Raw genomic sequence first — 21,402 nt, forward strand, 5'->3', positions numbered from 1 at the left:
GATGCATTAGGCACGCCCTTCAAGGATTGCTGCATAGCCTTCTTTGTAGCTTGGGTACTGTGGCTCCCAGCCCAGTGCCCGGGCACGGGCATTGCTGCAACGCTTGCTGCCGGTACGACGCACCCGCTCCTGGTCCGACCACTGGGTGACGCCCATGTACTGGCGTAGCCAGGCGACCACGTCAAACAACGGCGCCGGCGCATCGTCAACGCCAATGTAACAATCGTCCAGGGCCTTGCCCTGGTCATCGGCTTTGAGCAAATAGGCCAGAAGCCCAGCCGCGTCCTCGGCATGAATGCGATTGGCGTAGAGCGGCGGCTCTTCTGTGACCCGATAACCCTGACGCACCTGGCTGAGCAACCATTCACGCCCTGGGCCGTAGATACCGGTCAGGCGTACGATGGTGGCCGGTATGCCGCTGGCCCGGGCCAACTGTTCTGCCTCAAGCATTACCGTACCGGTGTAGTTTTGCGGCGCGGCTACCGACGTCTCGTCGATCCACTCGCCTTCCTGCTGGGCATAGACGCCGCTGCTGGAGACGAACAGCAAGCGCCGCGGCTTCTGTCCACGTTCGGCCAGCCAGCTCAGGACATGCTTCAGGCCATCGACATAGGCAGCTCGATAACCAGCCTCGTCATGTTGACTGGCCGCCGCGCAGTAGACCAGGTAGTCCGGCGCATCAACTGGCCAGGTGTCTGGGCACTGCGTGTCGAACAGGTCCGCAGCCACACCCGTCACGCCTTCGGGCAACTGCTCCACGCTGCGACGCAGGCCGCTCACTTGCCAGTTGCAAGCCAGCATTTGCTTGGCCAGACGGCCACCGACATCGCCACAACCGACGATCAGAACAGAACACCCAGACATCCCGAAACTCCGCAAATCAAAGGCCCAGCCTATCCAAATAAATCGATAGGCGGCTAGCGATGATGGAAAAAAAGTAACTTTATTACTTCTGCTAACAAGAATTACTTGCAATAATGGCCGCCCAAATTTTGTTCTCGGCCTGTCTCGAGGCCTAGAAGGACATCCACCTCTTTCTTCTTCATCAGGTCCGGCCAGCATGACACGTATCCAACCTTCCGCTTCGCCAACCACGCTGCGCGTATGGCGCGCCATTGCCGCGCTGATGTTCAGCCTGGCCGTGGCCCCGGCGGCACTGGCCGATGAGCCGACCACCCCCGCTGCTGCTGTAGCCCCTGCAGCACCAGGCGCCGAACAGGCTGCCACTCCAGCTGCTGCGCCCGTTGGTGGCCAGGCTGTCAGCGAAGCCGAAGAAGTCCAGGCACTGGTTGAAGACACCAGCCTGGGCATGGCCCACGACCTGTCCCCATGGGGCATGTACAAAAACGCCGACATCGTGGTCAAGATCGTCATGATCGGCCTGGCCATCGCCTCGATCATCACCTGGACCATCTGGATCGCCAAGGGCTTCGAGCTGATGGGCGCCAAGCGTCGTCTGCGCGGTGAAATCGCCCTGCTGAAAAAGTCCACCACCCTCAAGGAAGCCAGCGATGGCGCCAACAAGGAAGGCACCCTGGCCCACCTGCTGGTCCACGATGCTCTGGATGAAATGCGCCTGTCGGCCAATGCCCGCGAGAAAGAAGGCATCAAGGAACGCGTCAGCTTCCGCCTTGAGCGCCTGGTAGCCGCCAGCGGCCGCAACATGAGCAGCGGCACCGGCGTTCTGGCCACCATCGGCTCCACTGCACCGTTCGTCGGTCTGTTCGGCACCGTGTGGGGCATCATGAACAGCTTCATCGGCATCGCCAAGACCCAGACCACCAACCTGGCCGTGGTCGCCCCCGGTATCGCCGAGGCCTTGCTGGCCACCGCACTGGGTCTGGTTGCAGCGATCCCAGCCGTGGTCATCTACAACGTCTTCGCCCGCTCCATCGCCGGTTACAAGGCGCAGGTATCGGACGCCTCGGCAGAAGTCCTGCTGCTGGTCAGCCGCGACCTGGACCACCAGCCAGCTGATCGCGCCACTGCACCTCACATGGTGAAAGTGGGGTAATCCATGGGCCTGCATCTTAACGAAGGTGGCGACGACCTCGCCGAGAACCACGAAATCAACGTCACGCCGTTCATCGACGTGATGTTGGTCCTGCTGATCATCTTCATGGTGGCAGCACCTCTGGCAACCGTCGATATCAAGGTCGACCTGCCAGCCTCGACCGCCAAACCGGCGCCGAGGCCGGAGAAGCCGGTGTTCCTCAGCGTCAAGGCCGACCAGAACCTCTACGTCGGCGAAGAGCAGGTCCAGCGCGACCAGCTCGGCGCGGTACTCGACGCCAAGACCAAGGGCGACAAGGACACCACGATCTTCTTCCAGGCCGACAAAGGCGTGGATTACGGCGATCTGATGGAAGTCATGAATTCGCTGCGCGCGGCCGGTTACCTGAAAGTCGGTCTGGTCGGGCTTGAGACGGCAGCCAAGAAATGATCAAGACGCGGCATAAGCTGGCGCGTTACAGCAGTAGTCTGGCGATTGTGCTGGGTATCCATGCCGTCGCGGTGCTGCTGACGCTCAATTGGTCGGTACCCCAAGCGATCGAATTGCCGCCTGCGGCAATGATGATCGAGATGGCACCGATGCCCGTACCGGCGCCTCCACCACCGCCCAAGGTGGTGACCCCGCCACAACCACCAGCGCCGGTCGAGGAATTGCCGCTGCCGAAACTGGCCGAGGCGCCGAAACCCAAGATCGCCATCGCCAAGCAGGTCAAGCCGAAGGCTAAACCGCAGCCGCCCAAGCCTGAGAAAAAGCCTGAGCCGCCGCAAGACAAGCCTACCGACGAGCAAGTGGTCGACACGCCGCCAAGCAATGCGCCGGCGCAGAAGTCCGCAGCGCCGGCACCGAGCATCGCCACCAACAGCAATGCCCTGCCAACCTGGCAGAGCGACCTGTTGCGCCACCTGGCCAAGTACAAGCGCTATCCGGAAAACGCCCGGCGCATGCGCATGGAAGGCATCAACCGGCTACGATTCGTGGTCGATGGCGAGGGCAAGATTCTGTCTTACACCCTGGCCGGTGGTTCGGGCAGCGCGGCACTGGATCGGGCGACCCTGGAGATGATCCGTCGCGCCCAGCCGGTGCCACCGCCGCCCAAGGAATTGCTTAATAACGGCAGCATCGAGGTGATCGCGCCATTCGTCTACTCGCTGGACAAGCGCTGACGCATTGTTTCTGTCACAAACAAGCAACTCTGATAACGTGCGTCTATCGATTGCAGCCGCTATGCTGGGGCCGCAACTTCATGGACGCACGTTATGACCCTCACAGAATTGCGCTACATCGTCACTCTCGCTCAGGAACAGCACTTCGGCCATGCCGCCGAGCGCTGCCATGTCAGCCAGCCGACCCTGTCGGTCGGTGTGAAGAAGCTTGAGGACGAGCTGGGTGTACTGATCTTCGAGCGCAGCAAAAGCGCGGTACGCCTGACCCCGGTTGGCGAAGGTATTGTCGCCCAGGCCCAGAAGGTTCTCGAACAGGCCCAAGGTATCCGCGAACTGGCCCAGGCCGGCAAGAACCAGCTGACCGCGCCGCTGAAAGTCGGGGCGATCTACACGGTCGGTCCCTACCTGTTCCCGCACCTGATTCCGCAACTGCATCGGGTCGCCCCACAGATGCCGTTGTACATCGAAGAGAACTTCACCCACATACTGCGCGACAAGCTGCGCAACGGTGAGCTGGACGCAGTGATCATCGCCCTGCCGTTCAATGAAGCCGATGTCCTGACCCTGCCACTGTACGATGAGCCCTTCTATGTATTGATGCCCAGCGAACACCCCTGGACCACGAAGCAAACCATCGACGCCAGCCTGCTCAACGACAAGAGCCTGCTGCTGCTCGGTGAAGGCCATTGCTTCCGCGACCAAGTGCTCGAAGCCTGTCCAACCCTGACCAAGGGTAGCGACGGCGCCAAGCACACCACGGTCGAGTCCAGCTCGCTGGAGACCATCCGCCACATGGTGGCGTCGGGTCTGGGCGTGTCGATCCTGCCGTTGTCGGCCGTGCACAGCCATCACTACGCCCCTGGGGTCATCGAAGTGCGCCCGTTGAGCCCACCGGCACCGTTTCGCACCGTGGCGATCGCCTGGCGCGCCAGTTTCCCGCGGCCCAAGGCGATCGAGATCCTCGCCGACTCCGTGCGCCTGTGCTCGGTGGCCAAACCACCTGTGAGCGCGTAGGAAGTCAGCATGCCGGAGTTGTCCCAGGTAGCGGTGACTGCATTGAAGGGCGTCGGCGAAGCCATGGCCGAGAAACTCGCCAAGGTCGGCCTGGAGAACCTTCAGGATGTGCTTTTCCACCTGCCCCTGCGCTATCAGGACCGCACCCGTGTGGTCCCGATCGGTGCCCTGCGACCTGGCCAGGATGCAGTGATCGAAGGCGTAGTCAGCGGTACTGATGTGGTCATGGGCAAGCGCCGCAGCCTATTGGTGCGCCTGGGCGACGGCACCGGCGTGCTGAGCCTGCGCTTCTACCACTTCAGCAATGCACAAAAGGAAGGCCTCAAACGCGGCACCCACCTGCGCTGCTACGGCGAAGCCCGTCCCGGCGCCTCGGGCCTGGAGATCTACCACCCGGAATACCGCGCCCTGACCGGCGACGAGCCTGCCCCGGTGGAGCAGACCCTGACACCGATCTACCCGACCACCGAAGGCCTGACCCAGCAACGCCTGCGCCAGTTGTGCCAGCAGAGCCTGGCCATGCTCGGCCCGCGCAGCCTGCCCGACTGGCTGCCACTGGAGCTGGCCCGGGACTACCAGCTCGCGCCGCTGGACGATGCCATCCGTTACCTGCATCACCCGCCGGCCGATGCCGACGTCGACGAACTTGCCGAAGGCCAGCACTGGGCCCAACACCGCCTGGCGTTCGAAGAGCTGCTGACCCACCAGCTGTCCCAGCAGCGCCTACGCGAAAGCCTGCGTGCGCAACGGGCACCGGTGCTGCCCAAGGCCAGCCGTTTGCCCCAGCAGTACCTGGCCAACCTCGGCTTCGCACCGACCGGCGCCCAGCAGCGGGTCGGCAACGAAATTGCCTACGACCTCGCCCAGCCGGAGCCGATGCTACGCCTGGTCCAGGGTGACGTCGGCGCCGGCAAGACCGTGGTTGCTGCCCTTGCCGCCCTGCAGGCGCTGGAGGCCGGTTACCAGGTCGCGCTGATGGCACCCACCGAGATTCTCGCCGAACAGCACTTCGTGACCTTCAAACGCTGGTTGGAGCCGCTGGGCATCGAAGTCGCCTGGTTGGCCGGCAAGCTCAAGGGCAAGGCCCGCGCCAGCGCCCTGGAGCAGATCGCCGCTGGCACACCGATGGTGGTCGGCACTCATGCGCTGTTCCAGGAGGAGGTCAAGTTCAACAACCTGGCCCTGGCGATCATCGACGAACAGCACCGCTTCGGCGTTCAGCAGCGCCTGGCACTACGCCAGAAAGGCGTGGGCGGCCAACTCTGCCCGCATCAGTTGATCATGACCGCGACCCCCATCCCACGTACCTTGGCGATGAGTGCCTACGCTGACCTGGACACCTCGATCCTCGATGAGCTGCCGCCCGGACGCACGCCAGTCAACACGGTACTGGTAGCAGACAGCCGGCGCTTCGAAGTGGTCGAACGGGTGCGCGCCGCATGCGCCGAAGGACGCCAGGCCTATTGGGTATGCACCCTGATCGAAGAGTCCGAGGAGCTGACCTGCCAGGCTGCCGAAACCACCTTCGAGGAGCTTGGCAGTGCCTTGGGCGAGCTACGTGTCGGCTTGATCCACGGACGCATGAAGCCCGCTGAAAAGGCCGCAGTCATGGCCGAGTTCAAACAAGGTCACCTGCAGTTGCTGGTGGCGACCACGGTGATCGAGGTCGGGGTCGATGTACCCAACGCCAGTTTGATGATCATCGAGAACCCCGAACGTCTGGGCCTGGCCCAGCTGCACCAGTTACGCGGACGGGTCGGCCGGGGTAGTGCGGTGAGCCATTGTGTACTGCTCTACCATCCGCCGCTGTCGCAGATCGGTCGTGAGCGCCTGGGGATCATGCGTGAAACCAATGACGGCTTCATTATTGCCGAGAAAGACCTGGAACTGCGCGGTCCTGGTGAAATGCTTGGTACTCGCCAAACTGGCCTGTTGCAGTTCAAGGTCGCCGACCTGATGCGCGACGCCGATCTGCTGCCTGCCGTGCGGGACGCCGCTCAGGCGCTGCTGACGCGCTGGCCGGAGCATGTCAGCCCGCTGCTGGAGCGCTGGCTACGGCATGGCCAGCAATATGGACAGGTGTGATGCCCGTCTCAGAATGGATCCAGCTGAAGGTCCAAGCTGGTTATACTCTTGCGATTGTAAAATTTCTGGATACAGACCATGACTGAAGTTGCCCTGGACACCGCAACCCCCCACGCTCCGTCTGTTATCCGGCTGTTGCTGGAAAAGCTCGGCATTGCCTATGGTGAAGTGCTGGACCACCCGCACCTGTTGACCGAACGCAAGGTCCAGGCCGTATTGCTCGACGACTCGGTCGGCGCACTGATGGTGCTGTTCCCGCAGAACCAGCTGCTGGACCTCAGTCGCCTGGCCGAACTGACCGGCCGCACGCTGGCCGCCGTGCCCCTGGATCGCCTCAAAACCATGCTCGACAAGCATGGCCTGAAGCTCCTGCCCGGCATTCCGGCACTGACCAGCTCGCCTTGCCTGTATGAAGAGCCCCTGCTCAAGCCTGAAAAGCTGCTGATCCACTCCGGCGAAGCGGGCCTGCTGCTGGAAATCGAACGTAATGATTTCAAGAAGATGCTGAGCAAGGCCAGCGCCGGTAGTTTCGGCGAGCCGCTGAGCAGCATCCGGCCGAACCTCGACCGTCCGACCGACGACCGCGAAGAGATTACCCAGGCGGTCCAGGCCTTCACTGCCCGGCGTATCCAGCAGCGCCTGGAAAATACCATCGAAATTCCGCCGCTGGCGGAAACCGCGCAGAAGATCATCAAGTTGCGCGTCGACCCCAACGCCACCATCGACGACATCACCGGCGTGGTCGAGACCGACCCGGCCCTTGCCGCTCAGGTAGTCAGCTGGGCTGCCTCGCCCTATTACGCCTCACCCGGCAAGATCCGCTCGGTGGAGGACGCCATCGTCCGCGTGCTGGGCTTCGACCTGGTGATCAACCTGGCCCTGGGCCTGGCGCTGGGCAAAACCCTGAGCCTGCCCAAGGACCACCCACAGCACACCACACCCTACTGGCAGCAGTCGATCTACACGGCTGCGGTGATCGAGGGCCTGACCCGTGCCATGCCTCGCGCCGAGCGTCCGGAAACCGGTCTGACCTACCTCGCCGGCTTGCTGCACAACTTTGGCTACCTGCTACTGGCGCATGTCTTCCCGCCGCACTTCTCGCTGATCTGCCGCCATCTGGAGGTCAACCCGCACCTGTGCCACAGCTATGTCGAGCAGCACTTGTTGGGCATCAGCCGCGAGCAGATCGGTGCCTGGTTGATGCGTTTCTGGGACATGCCCGAAGAGCTGGCTAGCGCTCTGCGCTTCCAGCACGACCCGCAGTACGAGGGTGACCATGCCGCCTTCCCGAACCTGGTGTGCCTGGCCGTGCGTCTGCTGCGGGCCCGCGGCATTGGCTCGGGGCCGGTCGAGGCCATCCCCGACGAGCTGCTGGAGCGCCTGAGTATCAGCCGCGAAAAAGCTGAAGATGCGGTGAACAGGGTGCTGGAGGCAGAAGTGCTGCTGCGCGAGCTGGCCTCGCAATTCAATCAGCACTGAGCAAATGGCCTGCCCCTTGGGGTCAGGCCTTCTTCTTCGGTTTCAGGTACTTCATCAGGCCCTGGAACCAGATCACCAGCGCCGGATTGCCCTTGATCTGGATGCTCTTGTCCTGAATCCCCTGCATGAATGCCAGCTGCTTGTTCTTCGCTTGCAAAGTGGCAAAGCCGAAGGCTGCATCCTTGAAGGCAATGGCAAACGCCGGCTGCGGATAAGTGCCGGACTGGCTACTGATACGCATGCCCTTGACGATGAAATGGCGCGCAACCTTGCCGTCGAGAGTCTGCAGCTGGAATACCAGGTCCTTGTCGGCCAGTTGTTGCTGGAACGCCGGGTTGTTGCGACTGGCCTTGGCCATCAACAACCCCATGGCCCAAAGGAGAAAGCGAAACTTCATGTGCACGCCTCGGCTAAAAAATGACTGGCGAAGCAGTTTATAGTCTCGTGACGAAAACACCATACTTTGCCGCCCTTTTCGCGAAGATCAGGACAATTTGCTCTGTAACCGAGTAATTCTCGGCTCAGCACCCCCTGGTGGGGCAATAAAAAACGGGCACCGTGTCAGGTACCCGTTTTTCAATGCGATCAATCTGTGCGAGGCATCACGGATTGACGCTGTCCTTCAGGGATTTGCCTGGCTTGAAGGCAACGGTGTTGCTGGCCTTGATTTTGACTGGCTCGCCGGTTTGCGGGTTCTTGCCGGTGCGGGCGCCGCGATGACGCTGCAGGAAGGTACCGAATCCGACCAGCGTCACACTGTCTTTGCGGTGCAGGGCGCCGGTGATTTCTTCGAGCACGGCGTTGAGCACGCGATTGGCTTGCTCTTTAGTGAGATCGGCCTTTTCAGCGATGGCTGCGGCGAGTTCTGGTTTGCGCATAGTGAAGCCTCTTAGACGTTTTTTTGTTGTTATGCCGTGCTGCTCTTCGAGAACAGCGCCCAAGGCACCGCAGGCTCTAAACTGCGGCAGACGGGAGTGAGGATGGCATGCCGTCAGGGGCCGCGCCAGTCTCTGGGCGGCCATTGTTGAGGCAATAGCAGGGGAAATCCGACAGAACGCCCTCTATTTACGCCATCAGCGCCGGAAGTTGCCGATTTAGAGCCAGCTTTTCCATCACTGCCGAGCCCGTCAGGGCGTAACCTAGCAGGTTGCCATCGGTGTCATGGCAGAGCACCTTGAGGTCAATGCCTTGGCCTTCGACCTGCCATGTGCCTTCGCGACCATGGGGCGGCGGCGAGACCACCAGGGGGCAGGCAGGGGTTTTCACTGTGATCGGCATAGGGCCGTAGGCAACCGCTGTGGCATTGCCCGACAGCGTTTGCGCCAGGGCACGCGCGCAGCTCATCAACGGCATGACATAGAGCAGGCTGAGACCGTCGACCTCAGCGCAGTCGCCAAGGGCGTAGATATTGGCATGCGATGTACGCAGTTGCCGGTCGACCACCACACCGCGGTTCACCTGCAAGCCGGCAGCGGAGGCCAGGTCGATGCGTGGACGCAGGCCAACCGCCGAAACCACCAGATCGCAAGGAATCACCGTGCCATCGGACAGGTGCGCTTCCAGCCCTTCGGCAACCCGCTGCAGACGGGTCAGAACCGGCCCCAGATGAAAGCGTACGCCAAGCCCCTCCAGGCCGGTTTGCACGGCGGCAGCGGCAGCCGAGTGCAGCAGGGTCGGCATGATTTGTTCGCACGGCGCCACCAACTCGACCTGGAAACCACCCAGGCTCATATCGTTGGCGAATTCACAGCCGATCAGCCCGGCGCCGAGGATCAATACCCGCTGCTTGTCCGCAGCGGCGACACGGAAGCGGGCGTAATCCTCCAGGTCGTTGATCGGGAAGATCGCCCCACCGGCATCGCCCTCCACCGGCACCTGCACGGTTTGCGCACCCCAGGCCAGGATCAGGTCACGATAGGCCACCTGCTCTTCACCGATCCACAGGCGCTTGTGGCCCGGATCGATGCCACTGATGCGCGTGTGGGTGCGCACTTCAGCCTTGAGCTGCTCGGCCATGGCACCGGGCTCGGCCATGCTCAGGCCGTCGGCATCCTTGTTCTTGGCAAAGCCGGTGGACAACATCGGCTTGGAATAGGAACGGCCGTCGTCAGCGGTAATCAACAGCAACGGTGTATCGCCATCGAGCTTGCGAAATTCGCGGGCCAGGTTGTAACCCGCCAACCCTGTACCGACAATTACCACTGGTGCCGTCATGCCATGTTCCCTTGCATCCTGGTTAAATACTGATCAGCCGATGGCGATCATTTCGAAATCCGTCTTGCCCACACCGCAGTCCGGGCACAGCCAGTCTGCCGGAACATCTTCCCAACGGGTGCCTGGGGCGATGCCATCATCCGGCCAACCCTCGGCCTCGTCGTAGATCAGGCCGCAAACAATACACTGCCACTTTTTCATCACTCACTTCCTCAACAAATCCAGGCATTGGAGTGGCCGCTCCAGGAATAATTACAGTGCCGGCCCTCCAAGGAGGGGCTTTGTACTGGAGCCAGGTGCCAGCATGCAAGCCGGATCGGGCAATCATGCTAAGCTCGCGGTCTCTTTGGCCTGTTATTCCATACCATCGTGCCGTACGAAACATCGCAAGCGCCCGCTGCAGAATGGTTGCAGTACTCTCAGGTAGCAGACAACACAACGCCTGCGCTCCTTGACTGGTTGTTCGATCAAGGATCATTGACCCGTCGCCTGAGCCAATTATCCGCCGATCACTTTTCTGTTACACCCCTTTACGAGGGCTGGCAGCCGCTGCGTGACGACGAATGCCAGGCACTGGATCTGCCGTCTGGCAGCCAAGGCTGGGTACGCGAAGTGTACTTGCGTGGACATGGCCAGGCCTGGGTCTTTGCCCGCAGTGTGGCAGCGCGCAGTGCCCTGGAAAATGGCGGGTTGGACATGGAGACACTGGGCAGTCGCTCGCTGGGCGAGCTGTTGTTCTGCGACCAGGCCTTTACTCGCCGGGCCATTGAAGTCTGTCATTACCCCAAGGCCTGGTTGCCGGCGGTAGACGCCGGCGACAAGCTCTGGGGGCGTCGCTCGCGCTTTGACCGCGCCGCACTGAGCGTATTGGTTGCCGAAGTTTTCCTGCCGTCGCTGTGGCAGGCCGCTGGGATTGCCAGGGAGATCCGCTGATGTACCTGCAGCTGCTCAAGTCGCTCAATCGTCTGCACCCGCGGGCCTGGGACTTCATCCAGCTGAGCCGGATGGACCGGCCGATCGGCATCTACCTGCTGCTGTGGCCAACGCTCTCGGCGGTGTGGATCGCCGCCAACGGCGCGCCGACCTTGGCCAATGTGCTGATTTTCACCCTCGGTGTGGTGCTGATGCGCGCGGCCGGCTGCGCCATTAACGACTTCGCCGACCGCAAGGTCGACGGCCACGTCAAACGCACCGCCGATCGCCCGCTGGCCGCCGGCAGAATTAATGCCCGCGAGGCGCTGGTGCTGTTTGCCGTACTGGTCGGCGTGAGTTTTCTGTTGGTGTTGTGCACCAACGCCACCACGGTGTGGCTATCATTCGGGGCGGTGGCGCTGGCGGCTTGTTACCCGTTCATGAAACGCTACACCTACTACCCGCAAGTGGTACTCGGAGCGGCCTACTCGTGGGGCATTCCCATGGCCTTCACCGCAGCCAATGGTGAGTTGCCAGCCATCGCCTGGCTGCTGTATATCGCCAACCTGCTGTGGACTGTGGGCTATGACACCTACTACGCCATGGTCGATCGCGACGACGATCTGAAGATCGGGGTCAAGTCCACGGCAATCCTGTTCGGTGAAGCCGACCGAGTCATTATCCTGACCTTGCAGGTGCTGTCGCTGGGCTGCCTGCTGCTGGCCGGCAACCGTTTCGAGCTGGGTGGCTGGTTCCACTTCGGACTGGTGGCTGCCTTGCTGTGCTTTGTCTGGGAGTTCTGGTCGACCCGCAAGCTGGACCGCGAGTCTTGCTTCAAGGCCTTCCTGCACAACCACTGGGCCGGGTTGCTGGTATTTGTGGGAATTGTACTGGATTACAGCTTCTGACCCATCACGGGGCAAGCCCGCTCCCACTGCACTGTGTGTCTGTGGGAGCGGGCTTACCCCGCGATGAAGTCACTACTATTTGATCACGTGCCAGACATCCTTCATGCCGTCGCCGGTCATGTCACCGGCTTTCTTGTCCTTGATGAAGGTGTACACCGGTTTACCTTTGTAGGCCCATTGCATTGAACCGTCGTCGCGCTTGATCTGTGTCCAGCCCTCTTCGGCCATGTCGCCGTCTTTGACCGTCAACGGCGGCCAGTTCTTGGCACACTCATCGTTGCACATGGACCTGCCGCCCGAATCCTTGTCAAAGGTGTAGAGCGTCATGCCAGCATGCTCGACCATCACACCGTCTTTCATCATGGCATGATGAGCCGACGCAATCCCTGGCAACGCCAGTGCCACCGCAGCGAAAAGCGCCATCCAGTTCAGCGTATGTCGTGTCATTGGATCCACCGTGTTTCTCGGGAGAGGGAATTTAAGCCTAGCCCAGTAACAGAATGTTGCTGAAGCCTCCACGACTTGTCACACGACTGCAATAATTCCGTTATCTAATGCGGGCCAAGACACCTGAACGGGAAGAGGTTTGAACATGGTTGGCAGAAACATTCTGATCGTTGACGACGAAGCGCCAATCCGCGAGATGATCGCCGTTGCCTTGGAAATGGCCGGCTATGACTGCCTGGAGGCAGAAAACTCCCAGCAGGCCCACGCCATCATCGTCGATCGCAAACCGGACCTGATCCTGCTCGACTGGATGCTCCCGGGCACCTCGGGCATCGAACTGGCCCGCCGCCTGAAGCGCGACGAGCTGACCGGCGATATCCCGATCATCATGCTCACCGCCAAAGGTGAGGAAGACAACAAGATCCAGGGTCTTGAAGTCGGTGCCGATGACTACATCACCAAACCGTTCTCGCCTCGCGAGCTGGTAGCCCGGCTCAAGGCTGTGCTGCGCCGCGCGGGCCCAAGCGATGGCGAAGCGCCGATCGAAGTCGGTGGACTGCTACTCGATCCGATCAGCCACCGGGTGACCATTGATGGCAAGCCGGCCGAAATGGGCCCGACCGAATACCGCCTGCTGCAGTTCTTCATGACCCACCAGGAGCGTGCCTACACCCGCGGCCAGTTGCTCGATCAGGTCTGGGGCGGCAACGTCTATGTCGAAGAGCGCACTGTCGATGTGCACATCCGCCGCCTGCGCAAGGCGCTGGGTGATGCCTACGAAAATCTGGTACAAACCGTACGCGGCACCGGTTATCGCTTCTCAACCAAGAGCTGAACCGATTTTCAGGCCAAGGTATTGGAAAGGACGCTTCGTTAATTGAACCAGAACTGGCATGGCACCCTGATTCGCCACATGCTGCTGTTGATCACCGCCTGCCTGCTGGTCGGCCTGATCAGCGGCCATTACGGCTGGAGTCTGGCCTTGGGCCTGGCGCTCTACCTGGGCTGGACCCTCAAGCAATTGCTGCGCTTGCATGAGTGGCTGCGTCTGCACAAAACCGATGAAGCGCCACCCGATGGTTATGGCCTGTGGGGTGAGGTATTTGACAGCATCTATCACCTGCAACGCCGCGACCAGCGCGTGCGCGGCCGTCTGCAGGCAGTGATCGACCGTGTGCAAGAGTCGACCGCTGCGCTCAAGGACGCAGTGATCATGCTCGACAGCGACGGCAATCTGGAATGGTGGAACCGCGCTGCCGAAACCCTGCTGGGCCTGAAAACCCCACAGGACAGTGGTCAGCCAGTGACCAACCTGGTTCGCCACCCGCGTTTCAAGGAGTACTTCGAACAGGAGAACTACTTCGAACCGCTGGAAATCCCTTCGCCGATCAACGACCGCCTGCGCGTGCAGCTGCATATCACCCGCTACGGCAACAACGAGCATTTGATGCTGGTACGCGACGTCACCCGCATCCATCAGCTCGAACAGATGCGCAAGGATTTCGTTGCCAACGTATCGCACGAACTGCGCACGCCGCTGACGGTGATCGCCGGCTACCTGGAAACCTTGCTCGACAACGTCGAGGACGTGAACCCCCGCTGGGTCCGGGCTTTACAGCAGATGCAGCAACAAGGCGTACGCATGCAGACCCTGCTCAATGACCTGCTGCTACTGGCCAAGCTGGAAGCCACCGATTACCCCTCGGACAACCAGCCGGTGGCTGTTGAAGCCTTGCTGCAATCAATCAAGAGCGATGCCCAGGCCTTGTCCGGCCAGCGTAACCAGAAAATCAGCCTGGAAACCGCGCCTGGCATTTACCTCAAGGGCAGCGAGGCGGAGCTGCGCAGTGCGTTCTCCAACCTGATCTTCAACGCAGTCAAGTACACCCAGAACGAAGGGCAGATCCGCATTCGCTGGTGGAGCGACGAACAGGGCGCGCACCTGAGCGTACAGGACTCCGGGATAGGTATCGACGCCAAACATTTGCCACGCCTGACTGAACGCTTCTACCGGGTCGACTCCAGCCGCGCGTCCAACACCGGCGGCACCGGCCTTGGCCTGGCGATCGTCAAGCATGTACTGTTGCGTCACCGCGCACGCCTGGAGATTAGCAGCGTACCCGGCCATGGCAGCACCTTTACCTGCCATTTCGCCCCCATCCAGATTGCCCAGCGCATGGCCTCCTGAGAGCTTGCCCTAGGCAATCGCGCCCTCACCCGCTACATTGGCGCACTGGTGCCAGCGAATGCTGGCACAGCACTTCTCTCTTTTTTCAAATGACGGACCCCGTAAAACCCCATCATGGACCCTTCCCCTGGTTTTAGTTTCGCCTCACTTTTCGCCGATTTCGGCATGATTCTTTTTGCTCTGCTGCTGGTTCTGCTCAACGGCTTTTTCGTTGCTGCCGAGTTCGCCATGGTCAAATTGCGCTCGACCAAAGTCGAGTCGATTGCCAAGCAGCATGGCTGGCGTGGGCAGATCCTGCGCACCGTACACAACCAGCTGGACGCCTACCTTTCGGCCTGCCAGCTGGGTATCACCCTGGCTTCCCTAGGCCTGGGCTGGGTCGGTGAACCGGCCTTCGCACACTTGCTTGAACCCCTGCTGAGCGCAATCGGCGTAGAGTCGCCGGAAGTGATCAAGGCGGTGTCGTTCTTCAGCGCCTTCTTCGTGATTTCCTACCTGCACATCGTGGTTGGTGAGCTGGCGCCCAAGTCCTGGGCGATCCGCAAACCCGAACTGCTGTCACTGTGGACCGCGGTGCCGCTGTATTTGTTCTACTGGCTGATGTACCCGGCCATCTACCTGCTCAACGCCAGCGCCAACGCTATTCTGCGTATTGCCGGCCAGGGTGAACCCGGTCCGCACCACGAGCACCATTACAGCCGCGACGAGTTGAAGCTGATCCTGCACTCCAGCCGGGGTCAGAACCCCAGCGACCAAGGAATGCGCGTGCTGGCGTCGGCAGTGGAAATGGGCGAACTGGAAGTGGTCGACTGGGCCAACTCCCGCGAAGACATGGTCTACCTGGACGCCCATGCGCCACTCAAGGAAATCCTCGCGATGTTCCGCCGGCACAAATTCAGCCGCTACCCAGTGCTTGATGCCGAGAGCGGTGAGTTCATCGGCCTGCTGCACATCAAGGACCTGCTGCTGGAACTGGCCGACCTGGACCATATCCCCGAGTCGTTCAACCTTGCCGAATTGACCCGGCCGCTGGAGCGCGTATCCCGGCACATGCCTCTGGCCCACCTGCTGGAAGAGTTCCGCAAAGGCGGCGCGCACTTCGCCCTGGTCGAAGAAGCCGATGGCAAGGTCATTGGCTACCTGACCATGGAAGACGTGCTGGAAGTACTGGTCGGTGACATCCAGGACGAACACCGCAAGGCCGAACGCGGGATCCTCGCCTACCAGCCAGGCAAGCTGCTGGTACGTGGCGACACGCCGCTGTTCAAGGTCGAGCGCCTGCTCGGCGTGGACCTGGACCATATCGAGGCAGAAACCCTCGCCGGCCTGGTCTACGAGACCCTCAAGCGGGTACCGGAAGAAGAAGAGCTGCTGGAAGTCGAAGGCCTGCGCATCATCATCAAGAAGATGAAAGGCCCGAAAATCGTCCTGGCCAAGGTGCTCAAGCTCGACTGATCCGCCTCAGGGGTTACCGGCGGTAAAGTTCGGTACCCCCCCGACAGGCTGGTTGAACTGGTAAGGAATCGACTCCAGCGCCAGCCCGACGTTGCGCTGCACGACAAAATGCAGATGCGGGCCGGTGCTGTTGCCAGTATTGCCGGATTTCGCCAGCGCTGTCCCGTACACCACTCGCTGCCCCTCGCGGACCAGCACTGAACCGCGCATCAGGTGCAGATAGACGCCCATGGTGCCGTCGTCATGCAGAATCCGCACAAAATTGCCTGCCGGGTGCGTCCCGCGTCCGCTCTGGTAGTTCTCGGTCTTGATCACCATGCCTGCCCGTGAGGCAATGATCGGCGTGCCTTCGGGCATGGCGATGTCCATGGCGTAGCGCCCCTTGGGCCCGAAGTGGCTGTAACGGCCGTTCACCCCCTGGGTAAGGCGAAAAGGCCCACCGCGCCACGGCACGGGATAGCGAAACGCCTGCTGACGTTGGGCCGGGTTGCCCAGGGCGTACTTGAACTTCTCCTGATAGCCCACTGGTTTACCCGGTTGCCGTACACTGACTACCGTCAGTACCACAGCGCTGCGTGCTGGCACCACCCGCCGGACAATCCGCGACACCCCGCCCTGAGCATTGCTCAGGCGCTCCAGGCGCAGCTCCACCTCCACCGGCGCATAGGTGTCGTTGCGCGCACTGAAGCGCACGCCCGTGGCGAACCTGCTGGCTTGCAACTGCACCTGGTCTTGCAGCTGTTCGACCATCCGATCACGAAAGACAAAGGCCTGTGCGCCGGGCATTGGGCGATCAGAATACGAGACCACGCCGTAAGCATCGGTGCTTTTGTAGAGGGTCATGGCCAGCGTCGGGCCGCAAGCCATAAGCAAGGCGCAGAACAGCAGCGAACGTGCAGGCATGAATAGTGGCTTTTTGACAGTTAAGGTCTGTCAAAGCCTAGCAGCAGATTTTGGCGGGGGTCCGGGGGAGTGTTTCAGCAGTGTGCCAAGAGACGAGCGGTGCACCCATCGCCGGCGTTGCCGGCGATGGGGCCGATCAGGCCCCAGGCACGAAGTGCTTCTGTGCCGTCCCACGAGCAATCAGCCGCGACAGGTAATCCAGCTTCTGTGCATCCTGATCAACGAACTTGAAGGTCAGCTGCAACCAATCGCTGTCTGGCTTGGGTTCCAGCGCCGCAACCGCATGCAGGTAACCATTGAGCCGGGCGACTTCGGCGTTCTCACCCTGCTCAAGGTCGAGCACAGCGCCTTCGAGCACCTGTGGCAGGGTTTCGCCACGGCGCACCACCAGCAACGCCTCCTTGAGGCTCAGGGCCTTGATCACGCAAGGCTGCACACCGCTTGGCAGACGCAACTGCCCCTGGCCACGACCGGCAGGTGCGGCAGCGGCAGGCTTGGGCGCATTGACCAGCGGCTTGGCCGCCGCAACCGGGGCAGCCGGCGCTGCTGCTTTAACCGTTTCGGCACGACCGCCGGTCAAGGCGCTCAGCGAGTCGTTGGCAAAGGCCGAAGTGGCACGCGTCGGAGCGCTGGCCAGCAAGGTATCGAGTTTGCCGACCTTGGTCAGGGCCTTCTTCACCTTGGTAAGCAGTTGCTCATTGGTGAACGGCTTGCCGACGAAATCGGAAACACCCGCCTGGATTGCCTGGACCACGTTTTCCTTGTCGCCACGGCTGGTTACCATGATGAACGGCAAGGTTTTCATCGACTCTTGCTGGCGGCACCAGGTCAGCAGTTCCAGCCCGGACATTTCCGGCATTTCCCAATCGCACAGGACCAGGTCGAAGGCTTCGCGGGACAGCAACGCCTGGGCCTTGCGACCATTGACCGCGTCTTCGATGACAATTCCCGGGAAATAATTGCGCAGACACTTCTTCACCAGGTCGCGAATGAACGGCGCATCATCCACAACCAACACACTGACTTTACTCATCGCCACTCCTATTGCATCCCGACTAGCATAACGCTGACTGATGGCCATTTGCCAAATATTGGCTCACGCCGGGACTCGTGGTTTCGTTCGCGGCTGCCTTGAGGTGCTCGACCGCAAACGAAAACGCCCGGCCAGGGCCGGGCGTTCATTCTCGGGGCAGTCTTACTTATCGTCAGTTTCAGCCGGAACATTAGCTTTTTCGCTGACACCCTCGACCTCTTCTTTCATTCGCTTCAGGCCCAGGTGGCGCACATCGGTACCGCGTACCAGGTAAATCACCAGTTCCGCGATGTTGCGTGCGTGGTCACCGATCCGCTCCAGCGAACGCAGGGCCCAAATCACACTAAGCACCCGCGAAATCGAACGCGGATCTTCCATCATGTAGGTGACCAGCTCGCGCAGCGCAGTCTTGTACTCGCGGTCGATGGTCTTGTCGTACTGGGCCACCGACAGCGCCAGGTCGGCGTCGAAACGGGCGAAGGCATCGAGGGCATCACGGACCATGTTGCGCACCTGGTCGCCGATGTGACGCACTTCGACGTAGCCACGCGGCGACTCGCCTTCTTCGCACAGCTGGATGGCCCGGCGAGCAATCTTGGTCGACTCGTCACCAATGCGCTCCAGGTCGATCACCGACTTGGAAATGCTGATGATCAGACGCAGGTCGGAAGCGGCCGGCTGGCGGCGAGCGAGAATGCGCACGCATTCCTCGTCGATGTTGCGCTCCATCTGGTTGATCTGCTCGTCGACTTCACGCACCTGCTGGGCCAGGCCCGAATCGGCCTCGATCAGCGCGGTGACCGCATCGTTGACCTGCTTCTCGACCAGGCCGCCCATCGCCAGGAGGTGACTGCGAACCTCTTCGAGTTCGGCGTTGAACTGCTGGGAGATGTGGTGGGTAAGGCTATCTTTATCAATCATGAGAAATCCTTGGAGCGTCCGGTAAGTGCTGTCAGGCGGCGTTCAATCGTTGAATCCTAGCCATACCGACCGGTGATGTAATCTTCGGTCTGCTTCTTCGCCGGGTTGGTGAACAGCGTGTCGGTGTCACCGAACTCAATCAGCTTGCCCATGTACATGAAGGCGGTGTAGTCGGAAACCCGCGCCGCCTGTTGCATGTTGTGGGTGACGATGACGATGGTGTACTTGGACTTCAGTTCGTAGATCAGCTCTTCGACTTTCAGCGTCGAGATCGGGTCCAGCGCCGAGCACGGTTCGTCGAGCAGCAGTACTTCTGGCTCCACGGCAATGGTCCGGGCGATTACCAGACGCTGCTGCTGACCACCGGACAGGCCCAATGCCGACTCGTGCAGGCGGTCCTTGACCTCATCCCACAGTGCCGCGCCCTTGAGTGCCCATTCCACGGCTTCATCAAGCACACGTTTTTTGTTGATGCCCTGGATGCGCAGGCCATAGACCACGTTTTCGTAGATGGTCTTGGGGAACGGGTTGGGCTTCTGGAACACCATGCCGACCCGGCGACGCAGCTCGGCCACATCTTCGCCCTTGCGATAGATGTTGTTGCCGTACAAGTTGATCGCCCCCTCGACACGGCAACCATCAACCAGGTCGTTCATGCGGTTGAAGGTACGCAGCAACGTCGACTTACCGCAGCCGGATGGACCGATGAATGCGGTCACGCGCTGTTTCGGGATGTTCATGCCGACGTCGAACAGGGCTTGCTTGTCGCCGTAGTACAGGTTCAGGCCGGGTACTTCAATGGCCACGGTTTCTTCAGCCAGGCGCAGGCTCTGTTTGTCGCGACCCAAGGCCGACATATCAATACCGTGAGAATGGGTTTCATGTTGCATGATTTCACTCCGTTTGTAGCTTCAAGCTGCAAGCTGCAAGTTTGGGCATAAGCGGCTTGTAGCTTGCCGCTTATGGCTAATAGCTTTCAGTCAACTGTCCAGCGCCTTGTACTTCTCGCGCAGGTGGTTACGAATCCACACCGCCGACAGGTTGAGCGTGGCGATCACCAGCACCAGCAGCAACGCGGTGGCGTACACCAGCGGCCGCGCGGCCTCGACGTTGGGGCTCTGGAAGCCGACGTCATAGATGTGGAAGCCCAGGTGCATGATCTTCTGGTCCAGGTGCAGGTACGGGTAGTTGCCATCCACTGGCAGCGATGGCGCCAGCTTCACTACACCCACCAGCATCAGTGGCGCCACTTCGCCAGCGGCACGGGCCACGGCGAGGATCATGCCGGTCATCATCGCCGGGCTGGCCATGGGCAGAACGATCTTCCACAGGGTCTCGGCCTTGGTTGCGCCGAGGGCCAACGATCCTTCGCGAACCGTACGCGGAATACGCGCCAGGCCTTCTTCAGTGGCCACGATCACCACCGGTACCGCCAGCAGCGCCAGGGTCAGCGAGGCCCAGAGCAGGCCCGGGGTACCCAGGGTTGGCGCCGGCAGTGCTTCGGGGAAGAACAAGCTGTCGAGCGAGCCACCCAGCACATAGACGAAGAAGCCCAGACCGAACACGCCGTAGACGATTGCCGGTACACCGGCCAGGTTGTTCACGGCAATACGGATCAGGCGAGTCACCGGCCCCTGGCGCGCGTATTCACGCAGGTACACCGCCGCCAGCACGCCGAACGGGGTGACAATCACGGCCATGATCAGGGTCATCATCACCGTACCGAAGATGGCCGGGAAGATCCCGCCTTCAGTGTTGGCTTCACGCGGGTCGTCGCTGAGGAATTCCCAGACCTTGGCGAAGTACACGCCCATCTTGGTGGTGAAACCCATGCCGTTCGGCTGGTAGGCGTGCACCACCTTGCTCAGGTTGATCTCGACTTCACGACCGTTGCCATCCTTTGCCACCAGGCTGTCGCGGCTGAAGTCCTGATGCAGGTTACTCAGACGCTCTTCGATGGCCTTGTAACGGTTGTTCAGCTCGGCACGTTCAGCGTCCATGTCAGCCTGGGCCGCTGCATCCAGCTTACCGTCGAGCTCCAGCTTGCGAGACTGCAGGCGCAGACGCTCAAGGCCGTAGTTGATGGCACCGATGTCCTTCTTTTCCAGCTTTTGCAGCTCGCCAGCCAGCTGCTCGGCACGCTTGAGGCGCGCTTGCAGCTCGGTCCAGGCCGCCTGGCCTTCGGCAACGACTTTGCCGTTCTCCTTGACGCTGACCAGGTAACCGTAAAAATTACCCCATTCACGACGCTCCAGCGCGATCAGGTCGACCGGCGTCTGCTGGTCGGTCAGCCACTCGCCAACCACCCAGGTGAAGTCGCTGCCATTGAGGTCGCGGTTACCGACCTTGATCAGCTCGCGGGTCATGAACTCCGGCCCCTCGTCAGGCACCGGCAAGCCGGCCCCCTTGAGACGGACACGCGGCACTTCTTCCTTCTGCACCACTTCGCCGACGACGATATGATTCGCCTGGCCTGGTACGTTGTAGCTGGCCTGAATCAGGTCGGCCGGCCAGAAGTGGCCCAGGCCGCGCACGGCGATTACGGAGAGCAGACCGATGGTCATGATCACCGCGATGGCGACTGCGCCACCGCTGATCCAGACGCCAGGGGCGCCGCTCTTGAACCAGCTTTTGAGGGAATCCTTTTTCACGGATCTCTACCTTTC

The 21,402-nt window shown here is 61.2% G+C and carries 22 protein-coding genes; 11 read left to right on the plus strand and 11 right to left on the minus strand.

The features are described from left to right. Positions 1-6: 6 nt before the first annotated feature. Positions 7-864, minus strand: coding sequence for an SDR family oxidoreductase (locus ACRESH_RS14575; RefSeq protein ID WP_431742666.1), 858 nt, complete (start codon positions 862-864; stop codon positions 7-9). A gap of 196 nt (positions 865-1,060) precedes the next feature. On the opposite strand from ACRESH_RS14575, the gene exbB reads away from it, so the two are divergent. From exbB to ACRESH_RS14605, 6 genes are all read left to right on the plus strand, one after another. Further along, positions 1,061-2,014 (plus strand): tonB-system energizer ExbB, encoded by a 954-nt coding sequence (exbB, locus tag ACRESH_RS14580; RefSeq protein ID WP_431742667.1) that lies wholly within the window; start codon positions 1,061-1,063, stop codon positions 2,012-2,014. A 3-nt stretch (positions 2,015-2,017) separates the two neighbouring features. Beyond that, complete coding sequence (gene exbD / locus ACRESH_RS14585; protein ID WP_431742668.1) at positions 2,018-2,443, plus strand: TonB system transport protein ExbD; 426 nt, start codon at positions 2,018-2,020, stop codon at positions 2,441-2,443. Continuing rightward, positions 2,440-3,177 (plus strand): TonB family protein, encoded by a 738-nt coding sequence (locus tag ACRESH_RS14590; RefSeq protein ID WP_431742669.1) that lies wholly within the window; start codon positions 2,440-2,442, stop codon positions 3,175-3,177. The genes exbD and ACRESH_RS14590 overlap by 4 nt, the downstream gene beginning before the upstream one ends. Before the next feature lie 93 nt (positions 3,178-3,270). Further along, positions 3,271-4,191, plus strand: a complete 921-nt coding sequence (locus ACRESH_RS14595; protein ID WP_431742670.1) for a LysR substrate-binding domain-containing protein — start codon at positions 3,271-3,273, stop codon at positions 4,189-4,191. Positions 4,192-4,200: 9 nt separating this feature from the next. Continuing rightward, a complete protein-coding gene (gene recG, locus ACRESH_RS14600) occupies positions 4,201-6,276 on the plus strand; it encodes an ATP-dependent DNA helicase RecG (RefSeq protein ID WP_431742671.1) in 2,076 nt (691 codons plus the stop codon). Between the two features lie 78 nt (positions 6,277-6,354). Further along, the gene (locus ACRESH_RS14605; RefSeq protein WP_431742672.1) at positions 6,355-7,755 is read left to right on the plus strand and encodes an HDOD domain-containing protein; all 1,401 of its coding nucleotides are present in this window, start codon (positions 6,355-6,357) and stop codon (positions 7,753-7,755) included. A 22-nt stretch (positions 7,756-7,777) separates the two neighbouring features. Here the strand turns inward: ACRESH_RS14605 and ACRESH_RS14610 are convergent, their stop codons facing one another. From ACRESH_RS14610 to ACRESH_RS14625, 4 genes are all read right to left on the minus strand, one after another. Continuing rightward, a complete protein-coding gene (locus ACRESH_RS14610) occupies positions 7,778-8,152 on the minus strand; it encodes a helicase (RefSeq protein WP_431742673.1) in 375 nt (124 codons plus the stop codon). A gap of 205 nt (positions 8,153-8,357) precedes the next feature. Then, positions 8,358-8,633, minus strand: a complete 276-nt coding sequence (locus tag ACRESH_RS14615; RefSeq protein WP_003213368.1) for an HU family DNA-binding protein — start codon at positions 8,631-8,633, stop codon at positions 8,358-8,360. Positions 8,634-8,820: 187 nt separating this feature from the next. Continuing rightward, entirely contained in the window at positions 8,821-9,969 is a 1,149-nt protein-coding gene (locus tag ACRESH_RS14620) for an NAD(P)/FAD-dependent oxidoreductase (protein ID WP_431742674.1), read from the minus strand. A gap of 33 nt (positions 9,970-10,002) precedes the next feature. Next, entirely contained in the window at positions 10,003-10,170 is a 168-nt protein-coding gene (locus ACRESH_RS14625) for a rubredoxin (RefSeq protein ID WP_431742675.1), read from the minus strand. 168 nt (positions 10,171-10,338) lie between these two features. Between ACRESH_RS14625 and ACRESH_RS14630 the strand changes: the two genes are divergently transcribed. Next, the gene (locus ACRESH_RS14630) at positions 10,339-10,902 is read left to right on the plus strand and encodes a chorismate--pyruvate lyase family protein (RefSeq protein WP_431742676.1); all 564 of its coding nucleotides are present in this window, start codon (positions 10,339-10,341) and stop codon (positions 10,900-10,902) included. After that, positions 10,902-11,789, plus strand: a complete 888-nt coding sequence (ubiA, locus tag ACRESH_RS14635) for a 4-hydroxybenzoate octaprenyltransferase (protein ID WP_431742677.1) — start codon at positions 10,902-10,904, stop codon at positions 11,787-11,789. The genes ACRESH_RS14630 and ubiA overlap by 1 nt, the downstream gene beginning before the upstream one ends. 75 nt (positions 11,790-11,864) lie before the next feature. Here the strand turns inward: ubiA and ACRESH_RS14640 are convergent, their stop codons facing one another. Continuing rightward, complete coding sequence (locus ACRESH_RS14640) at positions 11,865-12,236, minus strand: COG4315 family predicted lipoprotein (protein WP_431742678.1); 372 nt, start codon at positions 12,234-12,236, stop codon at positions 11,865-11,867. 145 nt (positions 12,237-12,381) lie between these two features. Here ACRESH_RS14640 and phoB point away from each other — a divergent pair, with 145 nt between their 5' ends. The 3 genes from phoB (at position 12,382) to ACRESH_RS14655 (ending at position 15,879) form a co-directional block, all read left to right on the plus strand. Beyond that, positions 12,382-13,071, plus strand: a complete 690-nt coding sequence (gene phoB, locus ACRESH_RS14645) for a phosphate regulon transcriptional regulator PhoB (RefSeq protein WP_010225936.1) — start codon at positions 12,382-12,384, stop codon at positions 13,069-13,071. Positions 13,072-13,113: 42 nt separating this feature from the next. After that, the gene (gene phoR, locus ACRESH_RS14650) at positions 13,114-14,424 is read left to right on the plus strand and encodes a phosphate regulon sensor histidine kinase PhoR (RefSeq protein ID WP_431742679.1); all 1,311 of its coding nucleotides are present in this window, start codon (positions 13,114-13,116) and stop codon (positions 14,422-14,424) included. Positions 14,425-14,538: 114 nt separating this feature from the next. After that, entirely contained in the window at positions 14,539-15,879 is a 1,341-nt protein-coding gene (locus ACRESH_RS14655; protein WP_431742680.1) for a hemolysin family protein, read from the plus strand. Between the two features lie 6 nt (positions 15,880-15,885). Here ACRESH_RS14655 and ACRESH_RS14660 read toward each other — a convergent pair whose 3' ends face one another. The 5 genes from ACRESH_RS14660 to pstA form a co-directional block, all read right to left on the minus strand. Next, positions 15,886-16,782: a peptidoglycan DD-metalloendopeptidase family protein gene (locus ACRESH_RS14660; protein WP_431742681.1), complete on the minus strand. Its 897-nt coding sequence runs from the start codon at positions 16,780-16,782 to the stop codon at positions 15,886-15,888. Between the two features lie 136 nt (positions 16,783-16,918). After that, positions 16,919-17,815: a response regulator gene (locus tag ACRESH_RS14665; RefSeq protein ID WP_431742682.1), complete on the minus strand. Its 897-nt coding sequence runs from the start codon at positions 17,813-17,815 to the stop codon at positions 16,919-16,921. A 162-nt stretch (positions 17,816-17,977) separates the two neighbouring features. Then, a complete protein-coding gene (gene phoU / locus ACRESH_RS14670; protein WP_431742683.1) occupies positions 17,978-18,736 on the minus strand; it encodes a phosphate signaling complex protein PhoU in 759 nt (252 codons plus the stop codon). A gap of 56 nt (positions 18,737-18,792) precedes the next feature. Then, entirely contained in the window at positions 18,793-19,626 is an 834-nt protein-coding gene (gene pstB / locus ACRESH_RS14675; protein ID WP_431742684.1) for a phosphate ABC transporter ATP-binding protein PstB, read from the minus strand. A gap of 90 nt (positions 19,627-19,716) precedes the next feature. After that, positions 19,717-21,387: a phosphate ABC transporter permease PstA gene (pstA, locus tag ACRESH_RS14680; protein WP_431742685.1), complete on the minus strand. Its 1,671-nt coding sequence runs from the start codon at positions 21,385-21,387 to the stop codon at positions 19,717-19,719. Positions 21,388-21,402: the final 15 nt, after the last annotated feature.

Source organism: Pseudomonas sp., assembly GCF_050739775.1.
Classification (GTDB): Bacteria; Pseudomonadota; Gammaproteobacteria; order Pseudomonadales; family Pseudomonadaceae; genus Aquipseudomonas.

What these genes read in the sequence shown, in the direction of transcription:
- ACRESH_RS14575 (WP_431742666.1), bottom strand. Translation starts at nt 864, where the DNA reads ATGTCTGGGTGTTCTGTTCTGATCGTCGGTTGTGGCGATGTCGGTGGC.
- exbB (WP_431742667.1), top strand. Translation starts at nt 1,061, where the DNA reads ATGACACGTATCCAACCTTCCGCTTCGCCAACCACGCTGCGCGTATGG.
- exbD (WP_431742668.1), top strand. Translation starts at nt 2,018, where the DNA reads ATGGGCCTGCATCTTAACGAAGGTGGCGACGACCTCGCCGAGAACCAC.
- ACRESH_RS14590 (WP_431742669.1), top strand. Translation starts at nt 2,440, where the DNA reads ATGATCAAGACGCGGCATAAGCTGGCGCGTTACAGCAGTAGTCTGGCG.
- ACRESH_RS14595 (WP_431742670.1), top strand. Translation starts at nt 3,271, where the DNA reads ATGACCCTCACAGAATTGCGCTACATCGTCACTCTCGCTCAGGAACAG.
- recG (WP_431742671.1), top strand. Translation starts at nt 4,201, where the DNA reads ATGCCGGAGTTGTCCCAGGTAGCGGTGACTGCATTGAAGGGCGTCGGC.
- ACRESH_RS14605 (WP_431742672.1), top strand. Translation starts at nt 6,355, where the DNA reads ATGACTGAAGTTGCCCTGGACACCGCAACCCCCCACGCTCCGTCTGTT.
- ACRESH_RS14610 (WP_431742673.1), bottom strand. Translation starts at nt 8,152, where the DNA reads ATGAAGTTTCGCTTTCTCCTTTGGGCCATGGGGTTGTTGATGGCCAAG.
- ACRESH_RS14615 (WP_003213368.1), bottom strand. Translation starts at nt 8,633, where the DNA reads ATGCGCAAACCAGAACTCGCCGCAGCCATCGCTGAAAAGGCCGATCTC.
- ACRESH_RS14620 (WP_431742674.1), bottom strand. Translation starts at nt 9,969, where the DNA reads ATGACGGCACCAGTGGTAATTGTCGGTACAGGGTTGGCGGGTTACAAC.
- ACRESH_RS14625 (WP_431742675.1), bottom strand. Translation starts at nt 10,170, where the DNA reads ATGAAAAAGTGGCAGTGTATTGTTTGCGGCCTGATCTACGACGAGGCC.
- ubiA (WP_431742677.1), top strand. Translation starts at nt 10,902, where the DNA reads ATGTACCTGCAGCTGCTCAAGTCGCTCAATCGTCTGCACCCGCGGGCC.
- ACRESH_RS14640 (WP_431742678.1), bottom strand. Translation starts at nt 12,236, where the DNA reads ATGACACGACATACGCTGAACTGGATGGCGCTTTTCGCTGCGGTGGCA.
- phoB (WP_010225936.1), top strand. Translation starts at nt 12,382, where the DNA reads ATGGTTGGCAGAAACATTCTGATCGTTGACGACGAAGCGCCAATCCGC.
- ACRESH_RS14655 (WP_431742680.1), top strand. Translation starts at nt 14,539, where the DNA reads ATGGACCCTTCCCCTGGTTTTAGTTTCGCCTCACTTTTCGCCGATTTC.
- ACRESH_RS14660 (WP_431742681.1), bottom strand. Translation starts at nt 16,782, where the DNA reads ATGCCTGCACGTTCGCTGCTGTTCTGCGCCTTGCTTATGGCTTGCGGC.
- ACRESH_RS14665 (WP_431742682.1), bottom strand. Translation starts at nt 17,815, where the DNA reads ATGAGTAAAGTCAGTGTGTTGGTTGTGGATGATGCGCCGTTCATTCGC.
- phoU (WP_431742683.1), bottom strand. Translation starts at nt 18,736, where the DNA reads ATGATTGATAAAGATAGCCTTACCCACCACATCTCCCAGCAGTTCAAC.
- pstB (WP_431742684.1), bottom strand. Translation starts at nt 19,626, where the DNA reads ATGCAACATGAAACCCATTCTCACGGTATTGATATGTCGGCCTTGGGT.